The organism is Geobacillus thermoleovorans, assembly GCF_001610955.1.
In the GTDB taxonomy this organism is placed as follows: Bacteria; Bacillota; Bacilli; order Bacillales; family Anoxybacillaceae; genus Geobacillus; species Geobacillus thermoleovorans.
In genome coordinates, this window is record NZ_CP014335.1 from 2080832 (window position 1) to 2098002 (window position 17171).

Consider the following 17171-nt stretch of genomic DNA (forward strand, 5'->3'; position numbering starts at 1 on the left):
TCCGATCATTTCATAACAAATTTGCCCGCCTACACCGTCAACGCCAATTTGCTTCTTTCCCCCCGCTTCATGCGGGGTTTTTTGCCGCCTGACACCTTTAGATTGCGCCGTTTCGTCCATCTTTATGAGAAATAAAGCCCGCTTTACGAAAGCCAAGTTTCCGCCTTGTCGAGCAGCTCAGAAAGCGCGCCTTCATGCACCGAAAGCGGCGGCAAGGAAGCGAGAAAATCCGCGCCGTACGGGGAAGCCAAAAGCCGCCGATCCAGTACAAATACGGCTCCTTTGTCGTCTTCCGTGCGAATGAGGCGGCCAAACCCTTGCTTAAAACGAAGCACCGCCTCAGGAAGCGCCAGCTCGGAAAACGGATCGCCGCCTTCTAGGCGAATGCGCTTGCTTTTTGCCTCCATCACGGGATCGTCCGGGGGCGCAAACGGCAAGCGGGCGATGACAAGCACATCGAGCGCTGAACCTGGCAGATCGACCCCTTCCCAAAAGCTGCTCGTCCCAAACAACACCGCATGCTCAAACTGCAAAAACGTCCGCAAGAGCTTTGCCGGACTGCCGCTTTGCACCCCTTGAGCGATCAAAACAAACGGCTCGCCTTCTTCCTCCGTCTTCAACGCATCAACCGTCAGTTTCAACAGTTCATACGAAGGGAACAACACAAGCACCCGCCGTCCGAGGCGTCGGGCGATCGCAAGCACCGAAGCGGCGACCGCTTCGGCGTAATCTTCAAGCGGCACGGCAGAAACGAGCGGCATGTCCGCCGGCACGAAGAGCGCGGCCTGCTCCTCGTAACGAAACGGCGACGGAAACGAGCGGCAAAGTGGATAAAAATCCTCAAGACCGAGACGCGCCGCCATATACGTGAACCGGCCGCGGACAGTGAGCGTCGCCGACGTCAAAACGACGCTCCGTTTTTTCATAAACAGTTGATCGGCGAAAAAGTCAGCAAGGTCAACCGGCTGCGAGTAAAGGCGGACAGCGTTCGCCGCCCCTTTTTCGTCCGCTTCGATCCACCGGACGACACCCGGCTCCTTTTCGGTCAGCAAACGCACGAGCGCAGCCATTTGCCGGTTGAGAGCCGCCAAATCAGCCGACAGCAAGGCGGATGGTGGGAAATCGCCACTCGTATCAGCGGATAGAAGCGGCTTCGCTTCAGCGGATAGCGCCGCCGCCAAATCGCGCAGGCGCCAGCATAACTCCACCGCCGCCTGCCACGCCCGGCTCTGTTCGTCCGTCGGCGAAAAGCGATAGCGGCAACGTCCAGCGCGAGCCGGCTTTTTGTCCAACGCATAGCGGTGCAACAGGCGGAACAGCTCGTCCCCTTCAAACTGCAGCTCCTCAAGGCGTTGCTGGCAACGGACAAGAGCCCCATTCGGTGCGTCCTGTTCTGCTTCTACCCATTTCGCGATCGTCTGCGCGATTTTGGCGGTCAGCAGGCGAAACGACACATAGCCAATCTGCTCGCCAAAACACCGGGCGGCGGCATCTTCAAGCCGATGCGCCTCATCGATGATCAGATGGCGAAACGGCGGCAGAAGCGGCGCCGGGCCGGTCAAATCATGAAGCAAAAGCGCATGGTTGGTAATGACCACATCCGCCCGTTCGGAGCGCTCTTTCGCCCGGGCGAAAAAATGATGCCGCCCGCCGTCTTCCTCTTCGCCGATGGCAAGCGCGGACAATAGGAGACGGGCGCCGGATGACACATTCAATTCGTCCAAGTCGCCGCTGTCGGTCTCAAGCAGCCAAACGAGCACCTGGCACTTCAAGAGAGCCGCATCGTACGTGTCAGACGGCTCCGACAAAAACGAAGCGAACTTGTCAAGGGATAAGTAATTTTGCTTCCCTTTCAAAACGGCAACGCGGAGCGGAAACGGCGCGATTTGCCGCAATACCGGCCAATCGCGGCGAATGAGCTGCTCCTGCAGCTGGAGGGTATGCGTGCTGATGACGACCCGCTCTTGCTGCTCACAGGCAAAAAAAGCAGCGGGAATCAAATAGGCGAGCGATTTGCCAAGTCCGGTCCCTGCTTCAATGAGCGCGTGCTGGGACGTCGACAGCGCCTCATAAACGAGCCGCATCATCTCCCACTGCCCCGCGCGCCGCTTGTAGCCGGGAAGCGGAAGGGGCGGCTCCTGTTCGCAAAAGGCAGCGAACGAAGCCAAAGCGGGGCGCCGATCGCTCTCATCTGGCTCCGGCGCCGGTTGTTTCAACGCAATGCCGCGGTATACGGCGACAGCGCGGTCGGCCGGCGCCTTGTTCCGCTTTTTGGCGATGACCGCATCAAGGAGCAAGTAAATATCGCTTTTCAAGTGGCGGGCAAGACCGCGCAGTTGCTCAAGCGTCATAAGCGGCAGACGGGAGAGCCGCTTGAGCAAGGCAATGAACAGCTTGGCGGTCACTTCCGCATCGCTGTCCGCTTGATGCGGACGATTGTGGTGGAGGCCGAGCTGCCTCGCCAAATCGCCGAGCTTATAGCTTTCGGCAGTCGGCAACACGATGCGGGCGAGCTCGACCGTATCGATCGTCGGACCAGAAAACGGCGGCCAGCCAGCCCGTTCAAGCTCGGCCTGCAAAAACGGCAAATCAAAGTCGACGTTATGGGCGACAAAGTAAGCACCGTGCATCAAGGCGGCGATCTCGCCCGCCTTGTCAGCAAACAGCGGCGCTCCTTCGACCATCTGTTCGTTGATGTTCGTCAGCTGCTGAATGAACAGCGGAATGGGCCGTTCCGGGTTAAAAAAGCTGGCAAACCGTTCGACAATCAGGCCATCTTCGACGACCGCCATGCCGAGCTGGATGATCCGATCGCCTTTTTTCGGCCCATTTCCGGTTGTCTCCAAGTCAATGATGACAAAGCGCGTTGCCATAAACGATCACCTCAAAACGAAAAGGGGCGGAAAGCCCCTTTTTGCCCTCATAAAACCGTATGCGCCGGCTCTTCGGCGATGAGCTGCACAATCCGGTTGTTTTCGTCCATAATCGCGATTTTCGGTCGATGGGCGGCGATTTTTTCCTCTGGAACGAGCACATATGAGATGACGATAATAACGTCCCCTTTTTGCACAAGGCGGGCGGCGGCGCCGTTTAGGCAAAAGACGCCGCTGCCGCGCTCGCCGGGGATGACGTATGTTTCAAAACGGGCTCCATTATTATTGTTCACTACCTGTACTTTTTCATTAGCCACAATGCCGACGGCATCCAAAATATCTTCATCGATCGTAATGCTGCCGACGTAATCGAGATTGGCCTCTGTTACACGAGCGCGGTGAATTTTGGCGTTCATGAGCGTGCGAAACATGCTTGCTCCCCCTTTCCATCCCCTTGTTCGCCGGTTTTGGGCAACTCAATCATGATATTGTCGATCAACCGGGCGCTCGCAAATCGGACGGCGACAGCGATCAGCACTGTCCCGGCGAGCGTCTCAAGCGGCGTCAAATCCGGATATGAACATACTTCGACATAATCGATCTCAGCGTGCGTATGCGCTTCAATATGCTCTCTAACCATCCGGCGGATGGCCGCTGCGCTCCGCTCTCCTCGTTCGACGGCGGAAGCGGCCGCTTGAAGCGCTGCATACAGCGCCGGCGCCTCACTCCGTTCTTGCGGCGACAAATAGACGTTGCGCGAGCTTTTCGCCAGCCCGTCCGCCTCGCGGACCGTCGGCACCGGCACGAGCTCGATCGGAAAATTGAGATCGCGGATCAAGCCGTCGACGACCGCCACCTGTTGGGCATCTTTCATCCCAAAGTACGCGCGGTCGGGCATAACAATGTTGAACAGCTTAATGAGCACCGTCGCCACGCCGTCAAAATGGCCGGGGCGCGACCGTCCGCACAGCACGTCGGCGCGCGCTTGAACGATCGCTCGTACGGTAAGCGGCTCCGGATACATCTCGTCCGCTTCCGGATGGAACAAGACGTCGACTCCATGCTGTTCGGCGATGCGCCGGTCGCGCTCGAAATCGCGCGGATAGCGGGCAAAGTCTTCGTTCGGTCCGAACTGAAGCGGGTTGACGAAAACGCTTAGGACGACGATGTCGTTTTCCGCGCGCGCCCGATCGATGAGGGAGGTATGCCCTTCATGCAAATAGCCCATCGTCGGAACGAACCCGATCGTCTTTCCTTCACGGCGATATTGGCGCATGAGCGCCTGCATCGCTGCAATCTGATCCATCACGATCATCCTTGCTTTCCTCCGTAAAGCGCCACCCATTCTTCTTCCTTCATCGTAAACGTGTGCGCCGGCTCCGGGAACTGGCGCAGTTTGACATCAGCGACGTAGTTGGCTAACGCCTCGACGATCGTCTCTTGGATGGACGCGTATTGTTTCACAAACTTCGGCACGCGGGTGACACCGTAGCCAAGCAAATCGTGATACACGAGCACTTGACCGTCGACTTCCGCCCCAGCGCCGATGCCGATGACGGGAATGGTGAGTTCCCGGGCCATGGCCGCCCCGAGCTGCTTCGGAACACACTCTAAGACAAGGGCGATCGCTCCCGCCTGCTCGCATTGTTTCGCATCATCGAGCAGCTTTTTCGCACTTTCGGCATCTTTGCCTTGCACTTTATAGCCGCCAAGAACGCCGACCGATTGCGGCGTCAACCCGAGATGGGCAACGACCGGCACGCCGGCTTTCGTCAGCGCGGCAATCATGTCGACGACTTCATCCGCCCCTTCGACTTTAACGGCGTTCGCCCCTGACTCTTGCATGATGCGGCGGGCGTTTTGCAGCGCCTCTTCTTTGGACGCATGGTACGACATAAACGGCATATCGGTGACAATAAACGTGTTCGGCGCACCGCGGCGAACCGCCTTCGTATGGTGGATCATATCATCGACCGTCACCGGGATCGTTGAATCATACCCGAGCACAACCATGCCGAGCGAATCGCCGACCAAAATCATGTCGACGCCGGCTTGCTCGGCAAGCTTCGCGGACGGAAAATCGTAGGCGGTCACCATCACGATCGGCTCGCCCGCCTGCTTCATGTGGAAAAAATCGGTTTTCGCTTTCATTTTCGTTCCCTCCTCTTTGACTGCAGAGGAGATGAACCGCCCGAAACAAAACGTCCTTCTTTCCCGCCTTGAGAAAGAAGGACGCCATAAAACCACCGTCGGTTTCGTTCATCCCTCTGTCCTAGTCCTTCAAAAAAGGATCAAGGCAGATCATTTCCTTCACCTATTCGTGCTGTCGGCCTCGGTGCAGTTCTTCTTGCGAAAGATACTGCCCTTTTCCTCGCTTTGTATTTTAACAAAATTGTTACAATTTTTCTAGTGGCAAATTAGAACTGAATATCGGCAGAATGGATGTAATGGATGTTCTTTTGCTCATCTTCAAGGATGAGCAGCCCGTCGTCAGTGATGCCGCGGGCGATGCCGCGAATCACGCCGTTCAGCGTTCTCGCTGTCACCGGCTTGCCGATCGAAACGGCGTACCCTTCCCAAAGAAGCTTAATCGGACGGAAGCCATGCGCCAAATATTGCTCATACAGCCGCTCAAGCCGGAACAAAATTTCTTGAATGAGCGGGGCGCGCTTTACGGGCCCGCCCTTTTCAATGGCCAGCGATGTCGCGATGGCCCGGATATCCTCCGGAAACTGCTCGATCGTTTGGTTGACGTTGATGCCGATGCCGATGATGACCGAATGGACGCGGTCAGGGTCGGCTTGCAGCTCCGTTAAAATGCCGACGCACTTTCTGCCGTCAAGCAAAATGTCATTCGGCCATTTAATGTCTGGGACAAGCCCGGTCACTTCCTGAATCGCCTGGCTGACGGCCACCGCGGCAAGCAGTGTCAGCTGCGGCGCCCGCTGCGGCGGGATGGCCGGCCGCAAAATGAGGCTCATCCAAATGCCCGTCCCTTTTGGGGAAAACCATTTCCGATCCAAACGCCCGCGCCCAGCCTTTTGCTCTTCCGCGACGACGAGCGTTCCTTCCGGCGCCCCTTCATACGCGAGCCTTGCCGCAATGCGCTGCGTCGAATCGACTTCGTCAAAAAAGTGGATCGTGTGGCCAAGTTTTTCCGTTTTTAAGCCGAGCTGGATTTCGTTGGCCGTCACTTTATCCGGCGTGCTGATAATCCGGTAGCCAAGGCGGCGCACTGCTTCGAGTTCAAATCCTTCTTTGCGCAGCTCCTCGATATGCTTCCATACCGCCGCCCGCGAACAGCCGAGCTGTTCGCTGATTTTTTGCCCGGACAAAAACTCGCCGTTCGCTTCGGCAAACAACTCTAACAGTTTTTTTCGTGTGTCCGATTGCGCTCCATGAGCCATGCGTAAATCCGCTCCTTCTCATTTTCGACTTCGCTGCTGACGACCGCCCGCCAGATGGCATCCAGCGTCTCTTTCACCCACGGACCGGCCGGTTTTCCAGCCCAGCGAATGACGTCTTTCCCGTTGACGGCAAGCTCCCCTTTCGTTTTGATCGGCAGCGCCGCAAAGCGGCGGCGGAGCTCCTCATGATGAGGTTCAGACGGCGCGCCGCAAAGCGCGGCGCGCACCGCTTCAACCGATAGCGCTCGCTCGAGGCCGGCCAAAAACAACTGTTCGTTCGTCCACGCCTCCGGCCTAGGGACATCATCGAGCGCCGCCAAAATGGCGCCAGCTTCATCGATTACTTTGTTGGGAAGCTTCCAGGCGCGCAAAAACGGACGAATGTCTTTGACATCAAGCGCGCGGCAAAGAAGCGCCCAGCGCTCTTCACGCTTTGTAAGCCACGGCCAGCGAAAGGCGGCGGCCGAGCGCAGCAGCTGCTCTTTTTCGGCCAGCCCAGGCAAATAAGCGAACAGCCCGGTATCGGCCAACAGCGGCAGCGCTTCGGCAACGAACGGACCGGCGAGCAGTTTTTCCATTTCCATGGTCATCCGTTCGACAGAAATGTGGGCCATAAGCGGTGCGTTTTGGACGATCGCCCGCTTCGTGTCCTCAGCAAGGGCAAATCCAAGTTGGCTGACGAAGCGAACAGCCCGCATCATGCGGAGCGCATCTTCGCGAAACCGTTCGTCCGCCGCCCCGACCGTGCAAATGAGCCGCCGCTCGATCGCCTCTTGTCCGCCAAACGGATCAATGATCGTTCCGCGTTCATCCATGGCGATGGCGTTCATCGTGAAATCGCGGCGCTTTAAGTCTTCCTCAAGCGAACGAACGAACGTCACCGACTCCGGACGGCGATGGTCTTCATAATCGCCGTCCGTGCGGAATGTCGTCACTTCGTACGCCGTTCCTTCATGCACGACGACGACCGTGCCGTGTTTCGAACCGACGTCGATCGTTTTCGGAAACAAGCGCATCACTTCTTCCGGCAGAGCGCTTGTCGCGATATCGACGTCGCCGATCGCACGCCCGATCAACAAGTCGCGCACCGCGCCGCCGACAAAATACGCCTCATAGCCATGCCGCTTCAATTGTCGGATAATGCCGAGCGCCTGTTCAAACGGCGGTTTCATCGTTTCACCTTCCTTGCCGCAAGCGAAGCGTACAGCTGTTCATACTGGCCGACGATGTCGGCCGAGCGGAACTTGCGCTCGACCGTTTGCACCGCCTGTCTTGCCATCTCAGCGTGCAACCGGCAGTCTGTCAACAGCGCCATCGCCTGTCTTGCCGCCTCTTTGACATCGCCAAGCGGGCATAAAAACCCGGTTTTCCCATCCTCAATCACTTCCGGAATCCCGCCGATGGCCGTGCCGATGCACGGAACGCCGCACGCCATCGCTTCAAGCAATACGAGCCCGAAGCTTTCTTTTTCCGACAAAAGCATCATCACATCACTGATCGAATACAGCTCTTCGAGTTTATCCTGTTTTCCTAAAAAGCGGACATCATCTTGCAGCCCAAGCTCTTTCACAAGCCGGCAGACGACGGTCATTTCCGGACCGTCGCCGACAAGCAAGAGCTTGGCTGGCACGTGCCGGCGCACGATGGCAAACGCTCTCACTACATCAGGCACACGCTTCACTTTCCGGAAATTCGAGACATGGATCACAACTCGTTCATCGTCGCGAATGCCGTACTCGCGCCGTAAATGGCCCGCTTCCCGGCGACGGTAGACGCGTTCATCGACAAAATTGTAGACGGTATGGATCGTCGCTTGCACATCGAGCAGTTCATACGTCTGCCGGGCAAGGGCGTCAGACACCGCCGTAACGATATCCGACTGCTCGATGCCAAATTTGATCATATCGGAAAGCGACGGGTCATAGCCTAACACGGTGATATCCGTGCCGTGCAGCGTCGTGATGATCGGCAGCTCGCCGACCATTTGCCGCGCCAACACCGCACAGACGGCATGAGGAACGGCGTAATGGGCATGAAGCACATCGAGCCGTTCCCGCTTTGCCACCTCAGCAATTTTGCTTGCCAATGCCAAATCGTACGGCGGGTATTGAAAGACGGAATATTGGTTGACACTGACTTCATGATAATAAATGTTGCCGTACACTTTATTCAAACGAAACGGCATGCTCGATGAGATAAAGTGAATCTCATGCCCCCGCTCCGCCAGCAGCTTGCCAAGCTCAGTGGCGACCACTCCGGAGCCCCCGACCGTCGGATAGCAAACAATCCCGATTTTCAGCTTCATCGCTCCTCCTCAAACAAATTGGAAAGATGAATCGGCGTTTTCGTCAAAAACCCTTCCGCATACGCCGCGCCGATTTGTTGACCGAACCAGCGCTCGCGGCTTTCAATCATCTCGATGTAGCCGTTGGTCAGCGGGGTGTCAACCGAGCCAGGCCGTTTTTGAAACTGGCTTTCGTACGCGCGCAGGCTGTCCAGCTTGTCATCGATCGTTTCGCTAATATCGATGAGAAAATGCGGGCGGCAAAAGGCATTGATCATATAATAATACACCGCCCGAACGCGGTGCGCATCGCCAAGCTCTCCGGCGCCATAGCGGCGGATGCCGGCGGAAAAGACCGCTTCCTCGACAAGGCGGGCGCATCGCCCGTGATCCGGATGTCGATCTTCCCAATAGGGGGCGAATACAAGGCGCGGCCGGCAGCGGCGGATGACCGCTGTGATCTGGCGGATCGCCTCTTCCTCGACATAAAGGCCGCGGTCAGGCAGCCCAAGATTGAACCGCTCGGATACACCGAGCCGGCGGGCCGCCTCGGCCGCCTCTCTCTGCCGCTCGTCGACCGTGCCGTTGGACGACAGCTCGGCTTGCGTCAAGTCGCAAATGACAATACGGTACCCACGGCGTACGTATTTGGCGATCGTCCCTCCCATGCCGATTTCGACATCATCCGGATGGGCGCCGAACGCCAACAAGTCACACGTTTCCATCATCGCTGTCACCTTTCTGTTTTCGATTCCTCCCCGCCTTTTGTTCGGCCGCGCACAATGCTGCGCCATGCCAAATCGCCGCGCTCCAACGCGCGGATGAGCAGCTCGGCCGTGCCGATGTTCGTCGCCAACGGCACGGCATAGACGTCGCAAAGCCGCATCAATGCGCTGATGTCCGGCTCATGCGGCTGGGCGGTGAGCGGATCGCGGAAAAAAATGACCAGATCCATTTCATTGCGGGCGATCATCGCCCCGATTTCTTGGTCGCCTCCGTACGGCCCCGATTGGAAGCGATGAACGGGAAGACCGGTCGCCTCCTGGATGCGCAAGCCGGTCGTGCCGGTGGCGTACAATTCATGGTTTGCAAGCACAGGCGCATAGGCGGTCGCAAATGCGACCATCTCTGCCTTTTTTTGGTCATGGGCAATTAACGCGATTTTCATTCCATTCTCCCCCGTTTGCGCAGTTTGCACACTATTCCAAAATATGCTCCAGCCCATAGACAAGCGTATGTAAATGCATCACCGTTTCCACTGCCAGCTTCACCCCGGACATAAACGAGCGGCGGTCGAACGAATCGTGGCGGATCGTCAACGTCTGGCCGTTGCCGCCGAAAATCACTTCTTGATGAGCGACAAAGCCCGGCAGACGGACGCTGTGGATCGGGATGCCGTCGTAAGCGGCGCCGCGCGCGCCAGCAAGCGTTTCCTTTTCGTTCGGGTGGCCTTGCTTTTTCGACGGTCGCACTTCGGCAATGAGCTGCGCCGTCTTCAATGCCGTTCCGGACGGTGCGTCAAGCTTTTGATCATGGTGCAATTCAATGATTTCCACATCAGTGAAATATTTGGCCGCCATGCGGGCGAATTTCATCATCAACACCGCTCCGACGGCAAAGTTCGGCGCGATGATGGCGCCGATTTCTTTCTCTTCCGCCAGCTTGGTGAGCCGCTCGATATCTTCCGGCGTAAATCCAGTCGTGCCGACGACCGGACGAACGCCGTAACGCAGCGCCAGCTCGGTGTGCCGCTTTCCGGCTTCCGGCGTTGTCAAATCGATCAATACATCCGGCTTCACCTCCGCAAAACAGCGGGCCGCATCGGTGTAAATCGGGGCGTTGACGCCGGAAAATCGGTCGATCTCCGCTAAATTTTGTCCATCGTAACGGCGGTCGATGACCGCAGCCAGTTCAAAGTGATCGGTTTGCTGCACGAGCGCAACCGCTTCTCGGCCCATGCGGCCGCGCGGCCCCGCGATGACAATGCGAATCGTCATGATCCTTCCTCCTTCCGCGTCCAGCGGTCGCGGTCGCGGGTGCGAAACTTGTCCATCACCCGGTCGTGCGCCGCCTGCAAATCAATGCCGAGCGAATTGGCGAAGCAAATGAGCACAAACAGCAAATCGCCCAGCTCTTCTTCCACCGTTTTTTCTTGTTCGGTCGCCTTTTTCGGTTTTTCCCCGTAGTAATGGTTCACCTCGCGCGCCAGCTCGCCGAGCTCTTCCGTCAGCCGCGCCAGCATGGCGAGCGGGCTGAAATAGCCTTCTTTGAATTGACTGATATAGTCATCCACTTCCTGTTGCATTTGTTTCATCGTTTTCTCCTGCATGGCTTGTCACCTCGTCTGTTTTCATGTTAGCGAAAAGCGGCGCATTTGACAAATGTTTTCGCCCGCTGTCAATCCGCCCGTTTTCGCTCGTCATTGCCTATATGGACAAGTTCCTCTATAATTAAGGGCGCCGACTATTTTTGCGGACGGAGGGACGGTATGATTTTTGGACTAAAGATCAAAAACTGCCTGTTTATTTTGCTTGGCGCCGCTATTTTCGCCTTCGGGCTCGTTCATTTCAACATGCAAAACAATTTGGCGGAAGGCGGGTTTACCGGCATTACGCTTCTTCTTTATTTTTTGTTCGGACTGGATCCAGCGATCACCAACTTGGCGCTCAACATTCCGCTCTTTTTCATCGGCTGGAAGCTGCTCGGCCGCCAAACGTTTCTCTATACCGTCATCGGCACGGTCGCCGTTTCCGTCTTTTTGTCCATCTTTCAACGCTACATGATTCATATGCCGCTTCGACATGACATGACGCTCGCCGCCTTGTTTGCCGGCGTCTTTATCGGCGTCGGCCTCGGCATTATTTTCCGCTACGGCGGCACAACCGGAGGCGTCGATATTATCGCGCGCCTCGTCCATAAATATAAAGGCATCAGCATGGGCAAAACGATGTTTGCCTTTGACGCCACCGTCATCACATTGTCGCTTCTTCTTTACCTGTCATACCGCGAGGCGATGTATACGTTGGTCGCCGTCTTTATCGCCGCCCGGGTCATTGATTTTCTGCAGGAAGGCGGCTATGCGGCAAAAGGGGCGACCATCATCTCAGAAAAAAGCGAAGAGATCGCCAACCGGATCTTGACAGAGATGGAGCGCGGCGTCACCGTGCTGAAAGGGCGCGGCTCGTATACGAAGCGCGACCGCGACGTCTTGTATTGCGTCGTCGCCAAAAACGAACTGCCGCGCTTAAAAAGTGTCATTATATCCGTTGATCCGCATGCGTTCGTCGCCGTCACCGATGTGCATGATGTGCTCGGCGAAGGGTTTACGCTCGATGAACAAAAGCGGCCGCTGGAACCATGAAAAGCCGCTGGCGCGAAAGCCCAACCGGGACAAGCCCGGCAAGCGCCGCTTGAAAGTGCCGGGGCGGTGCTTGCACAAAGCGACGGGAAAACAAAAAAGAGGGGGAAACGTTTCCCCCTCGCAAAAAGCGCCGGTGCTTAGTCTTCCGGCTGCCGCGCCCGCTTCTCTTCCTTTTCTCCTTTGTACTTCCGCCAGCCAACGTACGTCAGCGTCAACACGATCACTCCGCCAGTGGAAATCATCACCCAAATCAGCGACGGATCAGCTTCGTCCTTTTTCACCCCGGCAAACAGCGCTTCAAGATCTTGACGCGCATCGGCAAGTTGCTCGCGCTGCTCGTCTTCGCCGCGTTGCCAAAACGCGGCGGCCTGCAACGCCTCAAGATCATCATCGACCTTTGTCGCGATATCCGGCGGCACGTCGATTTTCACACTCGGCTCGATCAATGTATAGCGGTCAAGCAACTGGCGGAGGGCAGCGGCATACGCTTTCTGCTCGCCTTGTTGTGCCGCCTTTTCGACCGCGGCAAACGCCTCCATGACAGCCGGCTCCATCTCCGTCCAAAGCGGCTGGTATGTCGAATGGATGGCGTCAACAACAAGGCGAAACTGGGTGATCGCCGCCACTTTGTCTTCCGCGGAGATCGGCGCCGTCATCGCCTTGACTGCCTGCTCATGCGTCACGGTCACCGCCCGCAATTCATCGGCCGATTTCAACCGTTCTTTTGCCCCAAGGGCGAAAAACCGCTTGGAAAAATAGCGGAGCACTTCTTTTGCTTCGGCAAAACGACCGTTTTTCGCCAATTGCAGCGCCTCGTCGGAAATATCGTCCAACTGCTCCCAACCGTTTGTTTGTCCAGCCGCGCCAATGGGCGCTGGCCATAAAAAGGCGAGCGACAACAACATGGCTAGCCCGATTCGCTTCATCATCGTCCCTCCCTCATCCACTAGTACAATGTATGAAGGAGTGGACAAGAGTAGACCAGGCAACTGCTATATAGATGCAATTCGAAGCTTTACCATTTGCAGCTTTTACCGAGTATCTGATCGACTGTCGGGAGACCGAACAACGCCGCTTAAAGACCCATATATGGGTCTTTAGGGCAGGCGGTTGTTCGGTCTTCCGTCACGCCTTGGCGTGACGGAGGCAAGCCTGTGGCTTGCCTTCGACAGTCGAAAATGGACAAACCGCTTTTCCGTCAAGGATATGTTAAACTTCTTCGTTGCATCTATAATAGAAAGCTGCCGCCCAACGTTCCTCCTTGTGTTCAACGCTCTACTCTGATGCCTGCCGGAAAGACATGCCGCCCGGCAGAAGCGGCTGGCGCCGGAGGCGGACGCCAAGCTGATACGCAGCGGCAATCGATGCGATGCTCAACCAAAACGTAAAATAGCCGATTTCGTTGGCGTAGTCAGCCAGGACACTATAGCGCGGCATCATGCCAAAAACGTAGTCGATGACATCGTTATGCAGCGTCCACACGGCCGCCAGCATAAGGTGAAGGAAGCGGAATCGATAAAACCGGGCGTACAGCATTCCTTCGATCGCCATCGCCCCGTGCGAAACGATCAGCATCCACCCGGCCCAATCGAGCGTGCCGGTGACGCGCCAAACGAGCACATTCATAACGACCGCCCAAATTCCATACTTAACAAGCGTCACCAAAGCCAACGCTTCAAAAAGCGGCGCCGACCTGCCGAAAAGCCATGCCACAAGGACGACAAGAAAAAAAAGGCTCGCCGTCGGACTGTCGGGAACAAACGGCAAAAAGATGGGCGGCGTATCGGCAAGTTGATAACGATACCAATAATATCCATAGATGGTGCCGGCCGCGTTGACGAACAAGAGCAGCCAAACAACCGGCCGGGAAGCCAACAGCGCATAAAGCCATGCCATCATCTGCACCTCGCCTCGGTTTCATGTTGGCACGAAAAAAGCTGACTAACGCGAGTCAGCTTTTTCGTGTCGAAACGATTATTCCGCTTTCAGTCCAGCGATGAATTCGGACAGTTTTTTCAACTCTTCATCCGTGCCCTTAAAGACGCCGGGCGGCATGTTGCCTTTCCCTTCTCTCGCGATTTTCGCGATTTCTTCCGGTTTCAAGCCGGTGCCGATGAGCGACGGACCAGCACCGCCGGACAAGTTTTGTCCGTGGCACGATGTACATGTGTTCGCTTGGGCGATTTTATAGCCTTCCGCGTTCGTGTCAATTTTCACTTCCGCCCGAATTTTCCCTTGTTCAGCCGCTTTTTTCCAGTCGTGTGTGACGACCGCTTCCCATGTCAAATAAATCATCGCCGCAAGCGCCAACAGCATCATCCCGGTCGCGACCGGACGCTTCCAAGGACGGCGCTCTGGGCCGCGGTCCAAAAACGGCGCCAATAAGAGCGCGCCGAACGCCAACCCCGGGATGATGATCGCGCCGACGACCGTATACGGACCAGACGCATACGAATATTTGAGCAATTGGTATAAGAACAAGAAATACCAGTCAGGCAGCGGCACGTACGTCGTGTCCGTCGGGTCGGCGATCCGCTCAAGCGGCGACGGATGGGCGACCGTCAAGCATAAGAAACCGACGAGAAAGACCGATCCGACCAACCATTCCTTGAGCAGGAAGTTCGGCCAAAACACTTCCGTTTTCCCGGGATATTCCGAATAGTCCTTTGGAATATTCGGTTTTCTCACCGCGGGAACACGGGAATCGCCGACGAATTTCATTCCTTTTCCGCGATGCATTGCGTGGTTCCCTCCTTTTTTCTATCGCCTCTAAACGCGGGCCGACCGATCATAGCGGACCGGAAATGCCTTGTCTGCGAATCATTAAAAAGTGCGCTGCCATTAAGCCGAGCAAAGCGGCCGGCAAGAAGAAGACGTGAATGGCAAAAAAGCGCGTCAACGTTTGCGCGCCGACAATTTCCGGGTCCCCAGCTAACAGCGTCTTAATGGCCGGGCCAATGAGCGGCGTCGCTTCCGCGATTTGCAAACCAACTTTCGTCGCAAACAGCGCTTTCATATCCCACGGCAACAAGTAGCCGGTGAAGCCAAGACCCATCATCACCATAAAGATCAATACGCCGACGATCCAGTTCATTTCGCGCGGCTTTTTATAAGCCCCTTGGAAAAAGACGCGCAGCGTATGTAAAAACATCATGACGATGACCAAGCTCGCCCCCCAATGGTGCATGCCGCGCACAATTTGGCCGAACGCCACTTCGTTTTGCAAGTAATACACCGATTCCCACGCGTTTTTAATATCCGGGACGTAGTACATCGTCAAAAACATGCCTGACAAAATTTGAATGACCGTGACAAAAAACGTCAGCCCGCCGAAACAATAGACAAAGGCGGAAAAGTGATGGGCGGGGTTGACGTGCTCCGGAACTTCGTGATCGGCGATATCCCGCCATAAAGGCGTAATATCTAAGCGTTCATCGACCCAGTCATACAGCTTGTTTAACACGCATTACGCCTCCTTTCTTGGTTTCGCCTTGCCTAAATACAGCTTGCCGTCTTTCACTTTGTACTCGTAACGGTCAAGCGGAGCTTGCGGCGGCGTCCCCGGAACGTTCGTGCCGTCCTTCTCATAGCGCCCATAGTGGCATGGGCAGAAAAACTGGTTCGGATGCTCTTTGTCCGTGTTCCAGTCGACCGTACAGCCAAGGTGTTTGCAGATCGGCGACAGGGCGATGATCTCCCCTTTGTCCGTTTTATACACCCATGCTGATTTTGGCTCTTCCGACTCGTACCAAGCGTCTTTCACCTTCACTTTAAAGTCGAAGCGCTTCGGTTCGGTCGTAATCTCTTTGACGTCTGCTACCGCGACCATCTCCGTCCCTGCTTCATCCTTCAAGATCGGATCGAAAGCAAAACGGAGCATCGGCATCAGCATTCCTGCCGCCATAAAACCGCCGACGCCGGTCAGCGTGTAGTTTAAAAACTGACGTCTCGTTACACGATGTTTGTTGTCGCTCATCGTCTTCCCCCCTCTATGCAAAATCAAGTCCGCACCGGACGATTGTATGTATAACACATATGGAAAACTAGGACATTCTAATGATAGCTCAATTGCTGGACAAGGTCAATATCGCAGGCGGCAAAACGTCGGACTTTGCCGCGTCTACTCTTGCGCCCATCGACCGATGAGAAAGCGGAGCAACTCGGCGGCCTGCTCTCTGACAAGCTCGTGCTTGTACGATTCACCCATGCTCTCGAGCGGAACAACCGGAACGAACCAAACGCGGTCAGCTTCTTCGCCCTCTTGCCACGCACGGTCGCACGTCACATAAAACAGATGCTTCATTCCTTCCCGCTTAAGCCGGTTGGTCCAATCCGCCAGCCTTTCGGTAAGCAGCGCCCGCGGCTCATCGGCAAAATACACAAACGACGGCATCAAAAACAACCGGCCCTTCAGCTGCCGCTCGACCTCGGCCGCGATGAGCCCGACAAGCTCCCCGCCGGAAGCGAGCCGCTTCGCTCCTTGGCCGAAAGCCACCGGCAAAAGCGGAAGGAGCGCCGTGTCGATGTAGTCGCGCTCTCGTTCATAGAGGGCGACGTCCTCACCTGTCCACTTCATTCGTACTCTCCTTTTCCTCAAAGTTTCTTCCCTTCATCACCATACCATATTTTTCGGCAAAAGAAAAACCTTGCCGGCGGCAAGGTTTTTACAATTTGTTTAATTCATCGGTCAGGCGGCGGAACGCCTCTTCATCATGGCGGTCAAGCGCCTCATCGATCAGCTTCATGAGCCGCCCGCGCCGGAATTCGTAAATGGAGCGTTCCAAAAACTGCTCGGCGAGGCGCTGGTCGTTTTCGCTCACTTGCGCCTGCTTCGGCGCATACGGGTTTTCCTCAAGCACAGCGACATATTGTGGCGAGTGAAAAGAAGCGCGGAAATTCAGTTGAATGTAAATATCTTCGTCGCGGTTTAAACGGATGTCATGGAACGATTTCTCTGCATCGGTTGTCATCACATTGCCTTTGTAAAAACGGAACGGCACATCGTCGACGCAGTGAGTCGACATAATGATGCCGCGCGGGCAATATTGGGCATTCTCGACAAAATGCACCTTTTGCATGAGCTGGTCATGGCTCATCAAATAGTTTAAAATCCAGACACACTCGCGCCGCTTCAACTGATAGTGGCTTAAAAACCAACGGATAAACTCTTTTTTCTCATTGACGGATACGTGCGTCATTGTGCGCTTCCCCCTCGATCGGTTTCCAAGAAAGAGGTTGGGCCACCG

General features: G+C 56.0%; 19 protein-coding genes. 1 reads left to right on the forward strand and 18 read right to left on the reverse strand.

Annotated features, from left to right (window positions below):
- Nucleotides 1-143: 143 nt before the first annotated feature.
- The 11 genes from dinG to GT3570_RS10405 all read right to left on the reverse strand — a co-directional run bounded on the left by dinG (nucleotide 144) and on the right by GT3570_RS10405 (nucleotide 10893).
- Nucleotides 144-2873: an ATP-dependent DNA helicase DinG gene (gene dinG / locus GT3570_RS10350; protein WP_014196190.1), complete on the reverse strand. Its 2730-nt coding sequence runs from the start codon at nucleotides 2871-2873 to the stop codon at nucleotides 144-146.
- Nucleotides 2874-2920: 47 nt separating this feature from the next.
- On the reverse strand, nucleotides 2921-3304 hold the full coding sequence (gene panD / locus GT3570_RS10355) for an aspartate 1-decarboxylase (RefSeq protein ID WP_013144919.1): 384 nt from the start codon (nucleotides 3302-3304) through the stop codon (nucleotides 2921-2923).
- Nucleotides 3286-4188 carry a pantoate--beta-alanine ligase gene (gene panC, locus GT3570_RS10360; RefSeq protein WP_014196191.1) on the reverse strand — a complete coding sequence of 301 codons (903 nt, stop codon included), beginning with the start codon at nucleotides 4186-4188 and terminating at the stop codon, nucleotides 3286-3288. The genes panD and panC overlap by 19 nt, the downstream gene beginning before the upstream one ends.
- On the reverse strand, nucleotides 4185-5024 hold the full coding sequence (gene panB, locus GT3570_RS10365) for a 3-methyl-2-oxobutanoate hydroxymethyltransferase (protein WP_011231664.1): 840 nt from the start codon (nucleotides 5022-5024) through the stop codon (nucleotides 4185-4187). The genes panC and panB overlap by 4 nt, the downstream gene beginning before the upstream one ends.
- Before the next feature lie 266 nt (nucleotides 5025-5290).
- Nucleotides 5291-6280 carry a bifunctional biotin--[acetyl-CoA-carboxylase] synthetase/biotin operon repressor gene (locus GT3570_RS10375; RefSeq protein WP_014196192.1) on the reverse strand — a complete coding sequence of 330 codons (990 nt, stop codon included), beginning with the start codon at nucleotides 6278-6280 and terminating at the stop codon, nucleotides 5291-5293.
- Nucleotides 6238-7452, reverse strand: a complete 1215-nt coding sequence (locus GT3570_RS10380; RefSeq protein WP_014196193.1) for a CCA tRNA nucleotidyltransferase — start codon at nucleotides 7450-7452, stop codon at nucleotides 6238-6240. Before GT3570_RS10380 ends, GT3570_RS10375 begins: the two co-directional genes overlap by 43 nt.
- Nucleotides 7449-8585, reverse strand: a complete 1137-nt coding sequence (gene bshA / locus GT3570_RS10385) for an N-acetyl-alpha-D-glucosaminyl L-malate synthase BshA (protein ID WP_011231667.1) — start codon at nucleotides 8583-8585, stop codon at nucleotides 7449-7451. The genes GT3570_RS10380 and bshA overlap by 4 nt, the downstream gene beginning before the upstream one ends.
- The gene (gene bshB1, locus GT3570_RS10390) at nucleotides 8582-9292 is read right to left on the reverse strand and encodes a bacillithiol biosynthesis deacetylase BshB1 (protein WP_014196194.1); all 711 of its coding nucleotides are present in this window, start codon (nucleotides 9290-9292) and stop codon (nucleotides 8582-8584) included. Before bshB1 ends, bshA begins: the two co-directional genes overlap by 4 nt.
- A 5-nt stretch (nucleotides 9293-9297) precedes the next feature.
- On the reverse strand, nucleotides 9298-9732 hold the full coding sequence (locus tag GT3570_RS10395) for a methylglyoxal synthase (protein ID WP_013144914.1): 435 nt from the start codon (nucleotides 9730-9732) through the stop codon (nucleotides 9298-9300).
- A 31-nt stretch (nucleotides 9733-9763) separates the two neighbouring features.
- Complete coding sequence (gene dapB, locus GT3570_RS10400) at nucleotides 9764-10561, reverse strand: 4-hydroxy-tetrahydrodipicolinate reductase (RefSeq protein WP_014196195.1); 798 nt, start codon at nucleotides 10559-10561, stop codon at nucleotides 9764-9766.
- Nucleotides 10558-10893 (reverse strand): nucleotide pyrophosphohydrolase, encoded by a 336-nt coding sequence (locus tag GT3570_RS10405; RefSeq protein ID WP_011231671.1) that lies wholly within the window; start codon nucleotides 10891-10893, stop codon nucleotides 10558-10560. The genes dapB and GT3570_RS10405 overlap by 4 nt, the downstream gene beginning before the upstream one ends.
- Nucleotides 10894-11052: 159 nt before the next feature.
- Between GT3570_RS10405 and GT3570_RS10410 the strand changes: the two genes are divergently transcribed.
- A complete protein-coding gene (locus GT3570_RS10410) occupies nucleotides 11053-11925 on the forward strand; it encodes a YitT family protein (protein ID WP_011231672.1) in 873 nt (290 codons plus the stop codon).
- Between the two features lie 137 nt (nucleotides 11926-12062).
- Here GT3570_RS10410 and ypjB read toward each other — a convergent pair whose 3' ends face one another.
- The 7 genes from ypjB to GT3570_RS10445 all read right to left on the reverse strand — a co-directional run bounded on the left by ypjB (nucleotide 12063) and on the right by GT3570_RS10445 (nucleotide 17123).
- Complete coding sequence (gene ypjB, locus GT3570_RS10415) at nucleotides 12063-12851, reverse strand: sporulation protein YpjB (RefSeq protein WP_015375261.1); 789 nt, start codon at nucleotides 12849-12851, stop codon at nucleotides 12063-12065.
- A 349-nt stretch (nucleotides 12852-13200) separates the two neighbouring features.
- Entirely contained in the window at nucleotides 13201-13821 is a 621-nt protein-coding gene (locus GT3570_RS10420; protein WP_011231674.1) for a lipoprotein heptaprenylglyceryl N-acetyltransferase LhaT, read from the reverse strand.
- A 78-nt stretch (nucleotides 13822-13899) separates the two neighbouring features.
- The gene (locus tag GT3570_RS10425) at nucleotides 13900-14664 is read right to left on the reverse strand and encodes a menaquinol-cytochrome c reductase cytochrome b/c subunit (protein WP_011231675.1); all 765 of its coding nucleotides are present in this window, start codon (nucleotides 14662-14664) and stop codon (nucleotides 13900-13902) included.
- A 49-nt stretch (nucleotides 14665-14713) separates the two neighbouring features.
- The gene (qcrB, locus tag GT3570_RS10430) at nucleotides 14714-15388 is read right to left on the reverse strand and encodes a menaquinol-cytochrome c reductase cytochrome b subunit (RefSeq protein ID WP_011231676.1); all 675 of its coding nucleotides are present in this window, start codon (nucleotides 15386-15388) and stop codon (nucleotides 14714-14716) included.
- 3 nt (nucleotides 15389-15391) lie between these two features.
- Nucleotides 15392-15901, reverse strand: a complete 510-nt coding sequence (locus GT3570_RS10435; protein WP_011231677.1) for a Rieske (2Fe-2S) protein — start codon at nucleotides 15899-15901, stop codon at nucleotides 15392-15394.
- A gap of 144 nt (nucleotides 15902-16045) precedes the next feature.
- Nucleotides 16046-16501 carry a YpiF family protein gene (locus GT3570_RS10440; protein WP_011231678.1) on the reverse strand — a complete coding sequence of 152 codons (456 nt, stop codon included), beginning with the start codon at nucleotides 16499-16501 and terminating at the stop codon, nucleotides 16046-16048.
- 88 nt (nucleotides 16502-16589) lie between these two features.
- Nucleotides 16590-17123: a ReoY family proteolytic degradation factor gene (locus tag GT3570_RS10445; RefSeq protein ID WP_013144907.1), complete on the reverse strand. Its 534-nt coding sequence runs from the start codon at nucleotides 17121-17123 to the stop codon at nucleotides 16590-16592.
- Nucleotides 17124-17171: the final 48 nt, after the last annotated feature.